This is a genomic window from Bradyrhizobium sp. Ken51, assembly GCF_055807435.1.
The window spans coordinates 13575-28722 of sequence record NZ_JBVVPB010000025.1; the positions used below are offsets into that span (position 1 = coordinate 13575).

At 65.2% G+C, this 15148-nt stretch carries 14 protein-coding genes; 10 read left to right on the forward strand and 4 right to left on the reverse strand.

What is annotated here, in order from left to right:
• The first annotated feature begins 1 nt into the window (after nucleotide 1).
• On the forward strand, nucleotides 2-2257 hold the full coding sequence (locus AC0L27_RS30945; RefSeq protein WP_473321479.1) for a xanthine dehydrogenase family protein molybdopterin-binding subunit: 2256 nt from the start codon (nucleotides 2-4) through the stop codon (nucleotides 2255-2257).
• 102 nt (nucleotides 2258-2359) lie between these two features.
• On the forward strand, nucleotides 2360-2899 hold the full coding sequence (locus tag AC0L27_RS30950) for a hypothetical protein (protein WP_354204378.1): 540 nt from the start codon (nucleotides 2360-2362) through the stop codon (nucleotides 2897-2899).
• A 124-nt stretch (nucleotides 2900-3023) separates the two neighbouring features.
• Here the strand turns inward: AC0L27_RS30950 and hydA are convergent, their stop codons facing one another.
• Both hydA and AC0L27_RS30960 read right to left on the reverse strand, forming a co-directional pair.
• Nucleotides 3024-4484 carry a dihydropyrimidinase gene (gene hydA / locus AC0L27_RS30955; RefSeq protein ID WP_354204380.1) on the reverse strand — a complete coding sequence of 487 codons (1461 nt, stop codon included), beginning with the start codon at nucleotides 4482-4484 and terminating at the stop codon, nucleotides 3024-3026.
• Complete coding sequence (locus AC0L27_RS30960; RefSeq protein ID WP_354204383.1) at nucleotides 4445-5185, reverse strand: maleate cis-trans isomerase family protein; 741 nt, start codon at nucleotides 5183-5185, stop codon at nucleotides 4445-4447. The genes hydA and AC0L27_RS30960 overlap by 40 nt, the downstream gene beginning before the upstream one ends.
• Nucleotides 5186-5388: 203 nt before the next feature.
• Here AC0L27_RS30960 and AC0L27_RS30965 point away from each other — a divergent pair, with 203 nt between their 5' ends.
• Together AC0L27_RS30965 and AC0L27_RS30970 are read left to right on the forward strand one after the other, a co-directional pair.
• Entirely contained in the window at nucleotides 5389-6099 is a 711-nt protein-coding gene (locus tag AC0L27_RS30965; RefSeq protein ID WP_354204385.1) for a GntR family transcriptional regulator, read from the forward strand.
• A gap of 2 nt (nucleotides 6100-6101) precedes the next feature.
• Nucleotides 6102-6851: an aspartate/glutamate racemase family protein gene (locus AC0L27_RS30970; RefSeq protein ID WP_354204387.1), complete on the forward strand. Its 750-nt coding sequence runs from the start codon at nucleotides 6102-6104 to the stop codon at nucleotides 6849-6851.
• Here AC0L27_RS30970 and AC0L27_RS30975 read toward each other — a convergent pair.
• Nucleotides 6848-8239 (reverse strand): amidase, encoded by a 1392-nt coding sequence (locus AC0L27_RS30975; protein WP_354204389.1) that lies wholly within the window; start codon nucleotides 8237-8239, stop codon nucleotides 6848-6850. The two genes, AC0L27_RS30970 and AC0L27_RS30975, sit on opposite strands and share 4 nt — an antisense overlap.
• Before the next feature lie 88 nt (nucleotides 8240-8327).
• On the opposite strand from AC0L27_RS30975, the gene AC0L27_RS30980 reads away from it, so the two are divergent.
• From AC0L27_RS30980 to AC0L27_RS30995, 4 genes are read left to right on the forward strand one after another with little or no spacing between them, the layout of a single operon-like run.
• Nucleotides 8328-9422 (forward strand): ABC transporter ATP-binding protein, encoded by a 1095-nt coding sequence (locus tag AC0L27_RS30980; protein WP_354204391.1) that lies wholly within the window; start codon nucleotides 8328-8330, stop codon nucleotides 9420-9422.
• Nucleotides 9423-9452: 30 nt separating this feature from the next.
• Nucleotides 9453-10499 carry an ABC transporter substrate-binding protein gene (locus tag AC0L27_RS30985; RefSeq protein ID WP_008138281.1) on the forward strand — a complete coding sequence of 349 codons (1047 nt, stop codon included), beginning with the start codon at nucleotides 9453-9455 and terminating at the stop codon, nucleotides 10497-10499.
• 4 nt (nucleotides 10500-10503) lie between these two features.
• Nucleotides 10504-11367: an ABC transporter permease gene (locus AC0L27_RS30990; RefSeq protein ID WP_354204394.1), complete on the forward strand. Its 864-nt coding sequence runs from the start codon at nucleotides 10504-10506 to the stop codon at nucleotides 11365-11367.
• Nucleotides 11367-12182, forward strand: coding sequence for an ABC transporter permease (locus tag AC0L27_RS30995; protein WP_354204395.1), 816 nt, complete (start codon nucleotides 11367-11369; stop codon nucleotides 12180-12182). The genes AC0L27_RS30990 and AC0L27_RS30995 overlap by 1 nt, the downstream gene beginning before the upstream one ends.
• Here AC0L27_RS30995 and AC0L27_RS31000 read toward each other — a convergent pair whose 3' ends face one another.
• Nucleotides 12183-12518, reverse strand: a complete 336-nt coding sequence (locus tag AC0L27_RS31000) for a hydroxyisourate hydrolase (protein ID WP_354204397.1) — start codon at nucleotides 12516-12518, stop codon at nucleotides 12183-12185.
• A 26-nt stretch (nucleotides 12519-12544) separates the two neighbouring features.
• On the opposite strand from AC0L27_RS31000, the gene AC0L27_RS31005 reads away from it, so the two are divergent.
• Together AC0L27_RS31005 and AC0L27_RS31010 are read left to right on the forward strand one after the other, a co-directional pair.
• A complete protein-coding gene (locus tag AC0L27_RS31005) occupies nucleotides 12545-13741 on the forward strand; it encodes an MFS transporter (RefSeq protein WP_354204399.1) in 1197 nt (398 codons plus the stop codon).
• Entirely contained in the window at nucleotides 13722-15089 is a 1368-nt protein-coding gene (locus AC0L27_RS31010; protein ID WP_354254157.1) for an amidase, read from the forward strand. The genes AC0L27_RS31005 and AC0L27_RS31010 overlap by 20 nt, the downstream gene beginning before the upstream one ends.
• Nucleotides 15090-15148: the final 59 nt, after the last annotated feature.

Consider the following 15148-nt stretch of genomic DNA (forward strand, 5'->3'; position numbering starts at 1 on the left):
GATGGAGGACATCAAGAATATTTCCCGTCGCGCTTTCGTTTTCGGCTCCGCCGCGATAGCGGGCGGAATAGCTTTCGGCTCCTACGGCGATGCGGCCATGGCTGCTACGGCAACGAACGGCAATCCCCTGGCCGCGGGGCTCGGGCCGAACTCAGTCACCTTCAATCCCTGGGTCGAGATCAGCCCGGACAAGATAACGCTCATTGCCCAACACGCTGATATTGGTCAGGGCGTCGGCTCGGCGCAGCCGATCCTGATTGCAGAAGAGATGGACCTCGACCCAGGTCAATTCGAGGTTCGCTTCGCTGGGCCGAGTCCCGCTTACTTCAACACCGGATTTGCCAATGAGAATGCGCCCTTCCTGTCGGCGGACCATAGCCCGGCGGCGGAGGCCGCGCGTGCCGACGCGCTCGAAGCTTTGCGAAAGTCGGGCCTGCAAATGACTGGCGGGTCAAGCTCGATTCCGGACACCTACGAAAAGTTGCGTATCGCCGGCGCGGTCGCGCGCGAAACGCTCAAGGCTGCAGCGGCCAAGCGTTCCGGTGTCGCGCTGGCCGACATCAACACGCAGTCTGGCCACGTCATCCTGCCCAATGGGACCAAGATTCCCTATGTCGAACTTGCGGCGGAGGCCGCTCGGATCGCGCCGGTGCTCGATGCGAAGCCGCGCGATCCGTCCAAATGGCGAATGGTCGGCAAGCCGATGATGCGCCTCGACGTCCGATCGAAGGTCATGGGCGAGCTGAAATTCGGTATCGACAAGAAGATAGACGGCATGATGTATGCCGCCGTCAAATTGAACCCCAACAAGGGCCAGCCGCTGAAATCTTACGAGGCAGGCAAGGCGCAGTCGATGCCGGGGGTCAAGAAGATCCTCAAATTGAAGAACGGCGTCGCTGTGATCGCAACCAACAGCTGGTACGCCATGAAGGCGGTCGATGCCATCCAATGCGTGTGGGCGCCCTCGACCTACCCTGCCGAACAGGCCGGCCATTGGAAAGTCCTTGAAGGATCGTTCAAGCCGCAGTTCCTGGGCAAGGAATGGCGGAAAGTCGGGGACGTAGAGGCTGGGCTGAAACAGGGCACGCTCGTCAAAGCCGAATATCGCGCGCCTTATGTCGGGCATCAGCCTCTGGAGCCGCTCAGTGGGCTTGCCATTGTCTCCGATTCCGGCATGGAGATCTGGGTCGGCCATCAGAGCCCTCAGGCCGTCCAAAGCATCGCGGCAGCTGCCATCGGCCTCAAGCCGGAACAGGTGACGTTCCACAATCAGTGGACCGGTGGAAGCTTCGGTCACCGTCTGGAATTCGAGAATATCCGCGTCCTGGCCGAGATCGCCAATCAGATGCGGGGAACGCCGATCAAGCTGGTCTTTTCGCGCGAGCAGGACTTCCTGCAGGACATCCCGAGGCAGATTGCAATCGCCCGCCACAGAGGCAGTGTCGACAAGGGGAAGATCGTCGCGGCCGATCTGCAATTGGCATCGACGGCTCCGCTGAAAGGGTTGCTCGAACGGATGGGAGCGCCGTCGAAGGACCCCGACCCGCAGTTAGCCGCCGGTCTGTGGAACGTCTATTACGACCTGCCCCATTTCCGGGCCACGAGCTATGAAGCGCAAGGGCTGTCGCCAAGCACCACATGGCGGTCGGTCGGAGCCTCGACGGCCGGCTTTTTCACCGAGAGCTTCATCGACGAGCTGATCCACGCGGCGGGGCTTGATCCGTTGAAGGCGCGCATCGCGATGTGCTCCGTTCCCACCTACCGCAAGGTGCTGGAGACGGTTGCGGAGATGTCGAACTGGAACGGGCCACTCGGCAACGGCAGAGGCCGGGGCGTCGCGTTCGTGGAATCCTTCGGGACACCGACGGCCGAGGTCATCGAGGTCACAATGACCGACAAAGGCGTCAGGATCGACAAAGTCTGGGTCGCCGTCGATGTCGGCAAGGTCGTCGATCCCGTGAATCTGGAAAGCCAGGTGCAGGGAGGTGTGGTCTGGGGACTCGGCCATGCCATGAACTGCCAGCTCACCTACGCCAAGGGTGCGGTCCAGCAAACCAACTACAACCACCACGAAGCGATGCGAATCTATCAATGTCCGGTCATCGAAGTCCGCGCACTCGAGAACGACCCGAAAGTACGCGGCATCGGCGAGCCTCCCGTTCCTCCGGCCGCGCCCGCGCTCGCCAACGCGATATTCGCGGCTACAGGCAAGCGCATCCGCGAAATGCCGTTCAACAAGTTCATTGATTTCGTGTGAGGCAGAGCCATGAAAATATCGCTGATTGCGCTCGTCATCGCTGCTTCATCCGTCGCGGTCCTCACAGGCATTGTCGCGGCGAAGGACGAGGTTGCCAAAGATGTGCTGCGGCCGGGCAGCGTCAGCCGCAGCGAGGGTTTGAAGGCCTGGAATCGGATTGAAGCGGTGGTGACACATCCCCGCTGCGCGAATTGCCACGTCGACGCCAAGGCGATTCCGATCTGGACGCCGGCCGGCGAAACCAAACCTCGCGTGCATGGCATGAACATCCACGGCGGAGAAAGCCGCAAGGGCGAGGAGGCGGTCCCTTGCTCGACCTGTCACATGACTTCCACGCAAGCAAACGAGCCGGCTCCCGCTCCGCCCCGCGCCGGGATCGATTGGCAACTCGCTCCCGTTGCTTTCATCTGGTTCGGAAAGAGCGGCGCCGAGATCTGCGCGCAACTGAAGGACCCCAAGCGCAATGGCGGCCGCGACGCCGCCGGGCTGGTGGAGCATCTGCGCCATGACGCGTCATTGAGCGGCTTCATTCCGCGCGGTTGGGCGCCCGGCGCGGGCCGGACGACGCCTCCAGGCAGTTTCGAGGAACATGTCAAGGACGTCGCCTTGTGGGGGGCGGCCGGGCAACCTTGTCCGAATTGAGCGATCGGTTTTGCCGCATGCGAGGGCTGGATACGAACATATGACCGGCATTGTCTGTGGACTTGAGACGGCCATCGCCCGCGCGCACGGCCGGCACAGTTGCGCAGCAGCGTGTTGAGCCCGATCAGATCAGGCTCGACCTGCCGCGGCTGAGAACCTCGCCTGCGCCTTTGGTGCCGACGATCCTGCCGTGTTCGTACACCACCCGGCCACGGGCGATCGTCGTTACCGGCCATCCCGTGACGTCGAACCCTTCCCATGGCGTGTAGTCCGAGCCGTGATGCAGATCGGCCTGCCGAATAGGTTTCTTCAATTTGGCATCCCAGAGCACGATATCCGCATCGAAGCCGACGCCGATCGAGCCCTTGCGCGGATAGAGGCCGTAGATACGTGCATGGTTAGTCGCGGTGAGCTCGACGAATTTTTGCAAGCTGATCCGTCCCTTCGATACGCCTTCGGAGAACAGGATCGGCAGCCGGGTCTCGATACCCGGAATACCGTTCGGCACCCAGCGGAACGAGGTTCGACCGTTCGGCGTCAGCTTGCCCTTGGGATCGTCGTAGCGGAACGGGCAGTGGTCGGACGAGAAGGTCTGGAACACGCCTGATGTGATGCCCTCCCAGATCGCCTGCTGGCTTTTGGCATCGCGGGGCGGCGGCGAGCAGACATATTTCGCACCTGACATGTCCATGTTCAGGCCCTTCATGTCGTCGGCCGTCAGCGTGATGTATTGCGGGCAGGTCTCGGCATGCACGGGCAACCCGCGCTGCTGGGCCCAGCGCACCTGCTCCATCGCCTCACGGCCGGAGACGTGGACGATCATGATGGGGACACCGACGATTTCGGCATGGCTGATAGCGCGATGCGCCGCCTCGCGCTCGACGGCCTGCGGCCGGGACACACCATGGAAATACGGGGCGATATGCCCCTCTCGCTCGAGTTTCGAGGTGAGAAAACGGATGGCGTCGTACCCCTCGCAATGGACCATCACCAGCGCTTCCTCGCGGCGCGCGACCTCGAACACTTCGAGCAGCTGCTGGTCGCTCAGCACGAGGTCGTCATAGGTCATGAACACCTTGAACGAGGTGTAGCCGTCCTTCACCAGCGCCGGCAGCTCCTGCCCGAGCACGACCGCGGTCGGATCGGAGATGATGAGGTGGAACGCCGTGTCGATATAGCATTCGCCTTCGGCGAGTTTGCGGTAGTTTTCGACGCAGGTTCGGAGCGACGTGCCCTTCTCTTGAAGCGCGAAGGGCAACACCATGGTGTTGCCGCCGGCGGCTGCCGAACGCGTCGCCGACGCGAAATCATCGGCCATCACCACGTCGGGACCGGACGGTTGCGAGATGTGGACATGGCTGTCGATCCCACCCGGCAGCGCCAGCAGACCGGTTGCGTCGATCTCGCGCGCTGCGCCCTCGACGCTCTCGGCGATGCTGACGATGCGGCCGTCGCGAATGCCAATATCGGCGCGGAACTCGTCGCCGGCCGTCACGATGGTGCCGCCGCGAACGGCGAGATCGAGTTGCGCCACAGGAGTCTCCATCACTTGATGACCGGCATGGTCTGGAATATCCTGCCCCATTCCGCAAGAGCCGCAACGTCGCCGCCGGCGAGGCTCAGGGTCCGCCACAGCGTGACAGCGACGGAATCCAGCACGGCGATATCCAATTCCCGTTCGAGCGAAGCGGCCAGCGCGGCGCCGTCGAGGTTGGTGCAGAGGATAACGATCGCGTCGGCGCCTTCCGCAGCCACGGCACGGATCATGTCCGCGATCGTTGCAGGCGCGACCTCGCCGAAAGAGAAATTGTCGCGCAAGCCCAGATGCCGCTCCGCATGCGAGGTGATGCCCTCCTGAGCCCACACGTCCGCGATCCGCCGCTGCACGTCGTCCGTATAGGGCGAGACCAGGCCGACACGCTTGGCGCCAAGTGCGCGGGCGGCATCGATGCAGGCGAGTGTGGAGGTCGTTGCCGGCACGCTCGCGCGCGCTGTGATCGCCTCGCAAAGGCTCCGGTCGCGGTCGATGCCAAGCCAGCTCGCGGACGTGCCGTTCCAGGCGATGGCATCGACTTTTGCATCGGCGAGCAAATCCGCTGCGGGCAGCATCACCGAGGCGTCGAACTGGTTCAGCGCGGCGGCGTCGAGCGCAATCTCGGTAACGCGGAAGCGTGAGAAATGCGCAGTGACGCCGTCGACGCCGGCGAGCATCGCACTGGTGACGGGCTCGAGCACCGAATTGGAGGATGGCGTGATCATGCCGAGACGCTTGCGCAGTACTAACATCGATCGCCTTCGCTCCATTTGCGGCGAAGCGCGACTGCGCTCCTCAGCAGGATCATCCGCATCCCTCGCACCCGCGCAACCCGCAATCTGCATACTGCATGCAATTTGTTCGATATGCTTTTATTTTGAGCTACATACGTCTCCTAATTGAGCACGGGTTTGACAGAGATTGGATTAGATTGCGCGCAAGCAGCGAGGCTTGCGTGCAGCAAAAATCCGAACCGAACCAGGGCCGAAAGTCGCCCAAACTCAAGCGGATGGGCCTGCATGAGCGCGCCGCTGCGCGGATGCGGACGATGATCATTCGCGGCGAGCTGGCGCCGGGATCGCAGACCCAGGAGACAAGGCTCTCGAAGGAGCTGGGCGTATCGCGCACCCCGCTGCGCGAGGCGATGAAGGTACTCGCGGCCGAAGGACTGATCGAGCTTCGCCCCAACCGCAGCCCGCGCATTGCCGGCATCGCGGTCGGCGGCATCTCGGAATTGTTCGAGGCGCTGGCCGGCATCGAACGTCTGGCCGCCGAGCTCGCCGCGGAGCGCGCCACCGAGCGCGATCTCGCCCGCCTGCGCACGCTTCAGACCCGCATGGAAGGCCATCATCGCAACGGCAAGCTCGACGAGTACTTCGCCATCAACGGCGAGATCCACAACACCATCGTCCGCATGGCGCGCAACACGCCGCTGCGCGAGGCGCACGAGACGCTGATCTCCCGCGCCGAACGCGCGCGTTACCTCGCGCTCGGCGCCGACCGCCGCTGGAGCAATTCGGTCGACGAGCACGCCGGTATCCTGGCGGCTATCGAGGCGCGCGACAGCGAAGCGGCCGGCCGCCTGCTCGGCGCCCATGTCCACCGCACCGGCACTGCGCTGCTCGAAGTCATCGCGGCCTCTCAAGCCAACCGGACGGCGGCGTAACCATGAAGCTGCTGCTGCTCAACCCGAACACCAGCACCGAAGTCACGCAACTGATGACGGGAGTCGGGCAGCGCGCGGCTGCGCCAGGGACCGAGCTGATCCCCTGCACCGCGACCCGCGGCGTGCCCTACATCTCGACGCGCACCGAGGCGCAGATCGGCGGCGCCATTGCGCTTGAGATGCTGGCCGAGCAGCATCGCAATGTCGACGCCGCGATCATCGCCGCCTTCGGCGACCCCGGCCTGTTCGCCGCGCGCGAAACTTTTGACATTCCCGTGGTCGGCATGGCGGAAGCAGCGATGCTGACCGCCTGCATGGCCGGGCGCCGCTTCGCCATCGTCACCTTCGCCCAGGCGCTTGGCCCCTGGTACGAGGAATGCGTCCGCGCCCACGGGCTCTGGGAGCGTTGTGCCGGTATCCGCATGCTCGATACGCCGTTCCAGGCGATCTCCGAGGTCGGCACCGAGAAGGAGGATGTGCTGGTCGATCTCGCCCGGCGCGCGATCGTGGAAGACGATGCGGACGTGTTGATTTTTGCAGGTGCGCCGCTCTCGGGCCTCGCTGAGCGCGTCGCCGACCGGATCCCCGTCCCCGTCGTCGATCAAGTCATCGCCTCGGTGAAGCAGGCCGAGGCCCTGGTGGCGCTGCGCCTGTGCAAGGCAATTGCAGGCACGTACCGCCGTCCCGCCGCCAAACCCACGCTTGGCCTTGCCGATGCGCTCGCCGCCCGGCTTGAGCATCGCGACAGCTAGGGGAGCTTCGGCCAGCGATGCGAAAAACCAAGTTCGTTCTGGATGGCACGGCCGAAGGCAAACAGACGGGATTCGCATCCCGGTGGTGCGATGATCTGGATGCCGAACGGCAACTCGTTCTCCCCTCGCGGCGCCGGCATGGTCAGGACCGGGAAACCGACCAGCGACACGATGAAGGTGACGGCGAGATAGTCGATCGGCGTCTCCAGCGCCGCGCCATCGATCACGGTGACGTCGCTGATCTCATTTGGCCAGGGCAGAACGGACGCCGCCGGCGCGACCAGGAAATCGGCGCGGCTGAACAGCTCGCGGAAGCTGCGGTAGATCGCGGTGCGGCGCCGTTCGGCGTTGAGATAGTCCTCCGCGGCGAGCTTTGCGCCCGCCTCGATGTTCCAGATCACGGTGGGCGTGAGCTCGGCGCGGCGCGCCCTCAGCAGCTCGCCATAGCTGTTGGCGATGTGCGCGGCGCGCAGCGTCCGAAATGTCTCGATCGCACCGCCGCAATCGGGCGACGCGGCCGCGACATCGGCCGCGGCCGCGAGCGCCTCGCACGCCGCGGCGAACCGCGCACGGACCTCGCGTGCAACAGGCGCGACAGCGAAATCGGGGGTCACCGCAATTCTGGGACGTCTTGCGATCGGCCGATCGTCGGTGACGACGCCGACCGAAAGCGGATCATTCGCGTCGCCTCCCCCACAGACCGACAGCGCGAGTTCGAGATCGTCGACATCGCGGGCGAGGAAGCCATGGGTGGCGAGCATGTCCCAGCCGAGGGGGCGATGCGGCGACGGGATGCGGCCGGGCGTCGGACGGATCGAAGCGACGTCGCAGAAGCTTGCGGGTGTACGCACGGAGCCGCCGAAATCGGTGCCATGCGCCAGCGGCACCATGCCGGCCGCGACCGCAACAGCGGAGCCGCCGGACGAACCGCCCGAGGTCAGCGCGGAATCGAACGGATTGCGGGTCGGGCCGCACAATTTGTTGGTGCATACCGCGCCGAAGCCGAATTCCGGCGTGTTGGTCTTGCCCAGAATGATCGCACCAGCGCGCCGCAGCCGCGCGACCACGAGATCGTCCTCAGCCGGAACGTGATCACGAAACAGAACCGACCCATAAGTGGTCGCGAGCCCCGCCGTGTCCGTGAGGTCCTTGAGCCCTACGGGCAGCCCATGCAGTGCGCCGACCGGCGCCGGCGCGGCGTCGCAGATATCCGCGGCACGGCGGGCCCCCTCCGCATCGACAGTCACGAATGCCGCCAATTGCACGTCTTGGTGCGCAATCCGTTCGAGATGCGCCTCGACAACCTCGCGCGACGACAGCTCGCCCTTCGCAATGGCGCGCGCAAGGACCGTGGCAGTGAGGTCGCAAACCGATCGATCCGATGTCATTGCGCCACAATGCCAAAACTCGCAGCGAAAAGCGACCGTCGCGGGCACGAGACTTGCTTTCTTACTCGGGTGAACGGGAGGCAACATCATGGCTGAAGCGCAAGGCGGCCGATCGCTCGTCGTCGACGCCGTCACCCACCGTTATCCGAGCGGCGCGCTCGCGGTCGAGAACATCAATCTCGACATCAAGGGCGGCGAGATCATCGCTCTGCTCGGGCCGTCCGGCTGCGGCAAGACAACACTGCTACGCATCATCGCCGGCTTCATCGCGCAGACGCAGGGACGGATCATCATCGGCGACGACATCGTCGACGCGCTGCCGCCGAACCGCCGCGCGGTCGGCATCGTGTTCCAGAACTACGCACTGTTCCCCCATCTCAGCATCAGCGAGAATGTCGCTTACGGGCTGGCCGCGCGCGGCATCGACAAAGCGACCCGCCAGCGCGAAGCGCAGCGCCTGCTGGATCTGGTGCAGCTGCCGACCATGTCGGAACGGTTGCCACGTCAGCTCTCCGGCGGCCAGCAGCAGCGCGTGGCGCTCGCTCGCGCGCTGGCGATCAAGCCGTCGATCCTGCTGCTCGACGAGCCCTTTGCCGCGCTCGACAAGAATTTGCGGCTCGACATGCAGATCGAAGTCAAGCGGCTCCAGCGTGTCTCCGGCATCACCACGCTGATCGTGACCCACGACCAGGAAGAGGCGCTGTCGATGGCTGATCGCGTCGCCGTGCTCAGCCACGGCAAGCTCGAACAGTTCGGATCGCCGTCCGACGTCTATGACCGGCCGCAAACGCTGTTCGTGAACACTTTCGTCGGCGCCAGCAATCGCATGCCCGGCGTCGTCGTCTCGGCGGATCGAACGGCGGCAAAAGTCCGCCTCGACGCCGGCGCGGAAATCATCGCGCGTCCCGCCGGCGGCGCCCTCACCGAAGGCGGCCGCGTCACCGTGTGCATACGCCCCGAGCATCTGCAGTTCGTCGGTGACGAGACCGGCTTTGCCGGCGTGGTCGGCATGTCGCTGCCGCTAGGGGCCACGGTCGTGCACGAAGTCACCACCGCCGACGGCTCCGGCGTCAAGATCTCCCAGGCGCGCATCGGCGAGACGCGCACGCTGGAGAGCGGCGCCGCGGTGCGCCTTGCTCCGCTCGCTCCGTCGCTCGCCAACGCCTTTCCTGCAACGCTTTAGATCCAATCTTTGTCCAGAGGGAGTTCGACCATGATCATGAACCGCCGAAGTCTGATGACGACCGCACTCACACTCGGCGCCATGAAGGCGTTTCCCGGATTGAGCTACGCCCAGGCCCGCCCGCTGGTGTTCGCGACCTTCACCGGAAGCTGGGAGGAGGCGCACAAGGCCGTGCTGGTGCCGGCCTTCCGCAAGGCCAACGCGGACGCCGCGATGGTGCTCGACCCCATGCTCTCGGTCGACCAGATCGCCAAGGTGAACGCCGCCAAGGCCAATCCGCCGATCGACGTCATGCTGCACGATCCCGGTCCGGCGCTGGTCGCGATCGGCCAGGATCTCGTCGAGCCATACCCCGTCGAGAAGAGCGCCTATTACAAGGACCTGATCGCCGAGGCGCAGGAGCCGATGGGCCCGGCCCCGTTCTTCCAGGTCGTCGGCCTTACCTACAATCCGGAAGCCGTCAAGACGCCGCCGACCTCCTGGGCCGATCTGTGGAAGCCCGAGTTCAAGGGCCGCGTCGGCATCACCAACCTCAACTCGACGCTCGGCACCGGTTGGCTCGTCGAGATTGCCAAGATGCGCGGCGGCTCGGAGGCCAATGTCGATCCCGGCTTCAAGGCGATCGAGGAGCTGAAGCCCAATCTCGCCGCGGTCGCCGCTAACCCCGGCGCGCTCGCCACCCTGTTCCAGCAGGGCCAGATCGATATCTCGCCCGGTAATTTCAACGCCATCCAGATCCTGAAAGCGCGCGGCGTGCCGGTCGAGTTCGTGGCTCCGAAGGAAGGCGCCATCGCGTTCAAGACCACGATCCACATCGTCAAGAACTCGCCCAACCGCGAGCTCGCCTTCAAGCTGATCGAGGCGTCGTTGACGCCGGAGGTACAGACCACGCTGATGAACCCGCCCTACCTAATCGTGCCGACCAATTCCAAGGTGACGATGGGCGGCGAGATCGCGCGCGTGCTCGCCAAGGACACCGCGGAGCTGAAGCAGAAATTCGTGTTCCAAGACTGGAAGAAGATCAACGAGCAGCGCTCGGCCTGGATCGAGCGCTTCAACCGCGAGATCAAGATCTAATACCATGGGCGCAGCACCGGCATCACGAGACGTCACGTCCTACGGGATGGGATTGGCAGCGCCGCTGGCGCTGTTCTTCCTGGTGTTCTTCGTGGCGCCGCTGCTGCAATTGCTGTGGCTCTCGCTGCACAACGACACGTCCGCGCTCCATTGGGGTCTCGGCCAATATCTGCACTTCCTCACCGACCCCTTCAGCCTCAGCGTGCTCGGCTCGACGCTGCTGCTGGGGGCCGAGGTGACGGCCGTCTGCCTCGTGCTCGGCTTTCCCATCGCCTGGCTCTACCAGCGGGTCGGGCCGCGGCTTCAGACCATCATCATCCTGATCGTGCTGCTGCCGCTTTTGACCAGCGTCGTGGTCCGGACCTTCGCCTGGATCGTCATCCTGGGCCGCCAGGGCATCATCAACGCCACGCTGCAATCGCTCGGCATCATCGATACGCCCATAAAACTGCTCTACACCCAGTTCGGCGTGGTGATCGCGCTGGCGCAGGTGCAGATGCCGCTGATGACGTTACCGCTGATCACCGCGCTCGGCCGGATCGATTCCAATCTCGACGATGCCTCCTGCTCGCTCGGCGCCGGAAGCTGGCGCACCTTCTTCAAGATCGTGCTGCCGCTGTCGCTGCCCGGCGTGATCGCCGGCTGCACGCTGACCTATGCCGCGGCGATCACGGCCTTCATCACCCAGTCGCTGATCGGCGGTGGACAGATGCTGTTCATGCCGATGTATCTCTATCAGCAGGCCTCGACGCTGCAGAACTGGCCGTTTGCATCGGCAATCTCCATCATCTTCCTGCTGGCCGTTCTCGCGGTCGTCTCCGTCTTCACCACGCTCGGCCGCCTGTCGCGCGGCTATGGAGGCGCGTGATGAGCGGACGCAAGCGTACCCTGGAGGCGTTCAGCTTCGAGCTGGTCATGACCGTAATCGCGATCGTCGCGCTGATCATCATCATCGCGCCGTCGCTGGTGGTGGTGATCGTCTCCTTCACCAGCGGCTTCTCGCTGCGTTTTCCGCCGCCGGGCTATTCGCTGCGCTGGTACGCCGAATTATGGAACGCCTGGCAGCTGCACTTCGCAGCCAAGAACAGCCTCCTCGTGGCGCTATGGGCGACGGGCCTGTCCGTGGTGCTCGGCGTTGCCGCCGCGCTGGCGATCTCGCGCTCGCCGACGCTGTCGGCGCGGCTGCTCGATTCCCTGTTCATGTCGCCGCTGGTGCTGCCGGCGCTGGCCTTCGGCCTTGCCGCCTTGATGCTGTTCTCGCTGGTCGGACTGCCGGTGTCGACGCTGACATTGGTGATCGGCCATACCGTGGTCTGCGTCCCCTATGTCGTGCGCAACACGATTGCGGCGCTCGCCCAGCTGGAGCCCACCCTGCTGGAGAGCTCGGCCGTGCTGGGCGCCAGCCGCACCTACACCTTCCGGCGCATCGTGCTGCCGCTGATCCGGCCGGGTATCATTGCGGGCGCCTTCATCGCCTTTATGTCGTCCTTCGACAACGTGCCGGTGTCGCTGTTCCTGCGTGATGCCGCAACCGACATGCTGCCGATCCGGATGTGGCAGGACCTCGAGGGCAAGCTCGACGTCACCATCGCCGCGCTGTCGGGCGTGCTAATCATTGCGACCGTCGCGCTGGTCGCCATCATGGAGCGCGTCACGGGATTGTCGCGGCGGCTGACCAACTGATCAGGCGCCGCGGAACAGCGAATAGCCCCAGCGCGTGAATTTCAGTGGCAAATGAAAATGCTCGTTGACATCCTTGATGCGAAAGCGGAACGGCGTCACCGTGAGAAAACCGTCGCGGTCGCCAAAGAACTCGCCGAGATGAAACAGGACCTCGTACTCGCCTGCCGTAACGCCCGCGCCCTGCGCAACGGGATGATCGAGCACGCCGTTGGCACCAAGCCGTCCGTCGGCGATACGCAGCGAGTCCGGATCGATCCGCCAGATCTCGACGCGCAGGCCCTGCGCTGGGCGTCCGCTCGCCACATCGACCGCGTGAATGGAAATGCCGCCTGCCACTATGTTCCTCCAATGAACGCAGCGCCATGGTAGACGCAAACACGGCCGTTCGGCCAGCGCCCGCATTGTTGCCGGCGCTTGGCGCCATGACCTCGCTTCAGGCGCTGGTGGCGCTGGCTCTGTTCGCGCCGGGCGTGGTGGCACCGCGCGCCCATATCGAGGTCTGGCAGCTCTCGATGTTCTCCTGCGCCGTGTTCGCGGTCGGCATTCCCGCCTCGTTCTGGGGCGGCGGGTTCATCGCTCGCCTGGGCTCGCTGCGGATCGCGAGCCTCTGCGCGGCGGCGATCATCGCCAGCATGGTGCTGGCTTCGCTCGGCTCGACGGCGGCCCTGCTCGCAGCCGGCCTCTGTCTTGGCCTCGCCTTCGGACCTGAGACGCCCGCAAGCGCGGCGCTGCTGGCGCGACTCGTGACGACCGAGCGGCGTGCGTTCGTGTTCTCGGTTCGCCAGACCGGAAACCAGATCGGTGCCGTCTGCGGGTCGCTGGTTCTGCCCGCGATCGCAATCTCGCTAGGGCCAGCCTGGTGCTATGCCGCCGTGGGCGCCTGCGCGCTGCTGGCGATAGCATGGTTCGAGCGCCTGCGGCCGGCCTACGTCGCCAAGGTCGCTCCACTGCCGGAGCTTGGCCTTAGCACGCTGCTGGCACTGGTGACCGCGGATCGGCGCATCGCAATGCTGGCGCTGGCCTCGATGCCGTTCAGCGCGATGCAGGTGTCGCTCAATACGGTTTTCGTCACGCTCGGCACCCGCGAACTCGGCCTCAGCCATATCGAGGCCGGCATGGCGCTTGCCTGCGCCCAGGCCGGCGGCCTGATCGGCCGGCTCGGCTGGGGCCTCGTCGCAATGCGCCTCAATGCCTCGCGCGGAGTTCTCGTCGTCATCGGTCTCGGCATGACTTTCTGCGCAGCGCTGCTGGGTCTCGATGGCGCATCGCTCGGACGGACCGGCCAGTTCGCGATTGCAGCTCTGTTCGGCCTGACAGCCTCGGGCTGGAACGGTGTCTTCATCGCCGAGATCGCACGCCTCGCCCCGCAGGACAGGATTGGCGAGACCACCGGCGCGGTGCTGACCGCATCCTATGCCGGCCTCTTGGCAGCACCGGCCCTGGTGTCGCTCCTGGACGGCGCAGCCCGTCTCGGGGCCGCCTTCTTCGCCTTGGCGTGCCTCACCCTCTGCGGCACGTTGGCACTGATCTGGGGAGGCGATGAAGAAGCAAGAAAGTAGCGCGTGCGAGATTGCGGCCGACGTCTCCGCCGGACGAACGGGTGCGGTCGAGACCGCCAAGGCCGCGCTTGCGCGCATCGAGGCCGCCAAGGCGCTGAACGCGGTGGTGACGACCGCTCCCGCGCGTACGCTTGCCGACGCCGCAGCGATCGACGATCGCCTGCGTGCCGGCGAGACGATGCCGCTCGCCGGTGTCCCCGTCATCGTCAAGGACAACATCTGGGTCGGCGACTGGCGTGTGACACAGGGCTCGCGCCTGTTCGCCGAATTCGCCGCGCCGCGGGATGCGATTGCGATTGAGCGGCTGCGCAAGGCCGGCGCCGTCGTCGTCGGCATCGGCGCAACGTCGGAATTCGCCTGCAAGGGCGTGACCACCTCTCCCCTGTATGGGCCAACGCGGCATCCACTCGATCCCACGTTGACCCCCGGTGGCTCGTCGGGCGGTCCGGCTGCCGCGGTTGCGGCCGGCCTCGTACCGCTAGCGATCGGCACAGATGCGGGCGGATCGAGCCGCAGGCCGCCGGCTCATGTCGGCGTCGCCGGGTTCAAGCCCTCCTATGGCGCGATCCCCTATGGGCCCGGCTTCGCCGAACCGTTCTTCGGCCTCTCCGTCATCGCGCCGATCGCCACTGATGTTGCCGACATCGCGCTGGCGTTCGAGGCCATGGCCGGCGTCGATCCGCGCGATCCGGATTCAGTCGGCATCGCTCAAAAGGCCAAAAATACCGCCAGTCTGCGCATCGCGTTCTCGCCACGCCTTGGGCTCGACGTCGCGGTCGACGACGTTGTCGCTGACGGGCTCGTTTTCGCCATCGCGCGTCTCTCCGCCGCAGGCCTCAGCATCGCCCAGCGCGATCCCGTCTGGCCGGCGGGCGCGACGGAAGAGGCCATCATGCCGCTTCAGCACGCCGGTCTCGCCGCACTCTATCGAGACGCCTTCCGCGCGGATCCGAGCGTCTTCGATCCTGACATCGCCAAGCAGATCGAGCGAGGGCTGTCATGGTCTGGCGCCGACGTTGCCGGTGCGCTGGTGGCAAGCGCCGCGATCGCCAATGCTTTCGCGGCATTCTTCACCGAGGTCGATCTGCTGCTGGCGCCAACCGTCCCCTGTGTCGCTTGGCCATTCACCCAGCTCGGACCCGACATGATCGGTGGCCGCGCGGCGAGCCCGCGCGCGCACGCGGCGTTAACTCCCTTTGTCAATCATGCCCGGCTGCCGGCGATTTCGATACCGTGCGGAACAGACGGGTGCGGACTTCCATTTGGCCTTCAGGTCATCGCCGCGCGCGGACAGGACCGCACGCTGCTTCAAGCAGCGCAAGAGATCGAGGCCATGCTGCGAACATAAATCCTGCCGGTAGATGTCTCTGCCGGAACACGCCGATCGCCCTATGGGCTTTCAACGGG

Bases quoted from the DNA above. Each gene is read 5' to 3' on its own strand.
- AC0L27_RS30995 (WP_354204395.1), top strand. From the start codon at position 11,367: ATGAGCGGACGCAAGCGTACCCTGGAGGCGTTCAGCTTCGAGCTGGTC.
- AC0L27_RS30975 (WP_354204389.1), bottom strand. From the start codon at position 8,239: ATGACATCGGATCGATCGGTTTGCGACCTCACTGCCACGGTCCTTGCG.
- AC0L27_RS30960 (WP_354204383.1), bottom strand. From the start codon at position 5,185: ATGTTAGTACTGCGCAAGCGTCTCGGCATGATCACGCCATCCTCCAAT.
- AC0L27_RS31005 (WP_354204399.1), top strand. From the start codon at position 12,545: ATGGTAGACGCAAACACGGCCGTTCGGCCAGCGCCCGCATTGTTGCCG.
- AC0L27_RS30985 (WP_008138281.1), top strand. From the start codon at position 9,453: ATGATCATGAACCGCCGAAGTCTGATGACGACCGCACTCACACTCGGC.
- AC0L27_RS30980 (WP_354204391.1), top strand. From the start codon at position 8,328: ATGGCTGAAGCGCAAGGCGGCCGATCGCTCGTCGTCGACGCCGTCACC.
- AC0L27_RS30970 (WP_354204387.1), top strand. From the start codon at position 6,102: ATGAAGCTGCTGCTGCTCAACCCGAACACCAGCACCGAAGTCACGCAA.
- AC0L27_RS30990 (WP_354204394.1), top strand. From the start codon at position 10,504: ATGGGCGCAGCACCGGCATCACGAGACGTCACGTCCTACGGGATGGGA.
- AC0L27_RS30945 (WP_473321479.1), top strand. From the start codon at position 2: ATGGAGGACATCAAGAATATTTCCCGTCGCGCTTTCGTTTTCGGCTCC.
- hydA (WP_354204380.1), bottom strand. From the start codon at position 4,484: ATGGGGCAGGATATTCCAGACCATGCCGGTCATCAAGTGATGGAGACT.
- AC0L27_RS31010 (WP_354254157.1), top strand. From the start codon at position 13,722: ATGAAGAAGCAAGAAAGTAGCGCGTGCGAGATTGCGGCCGACGTCTCC.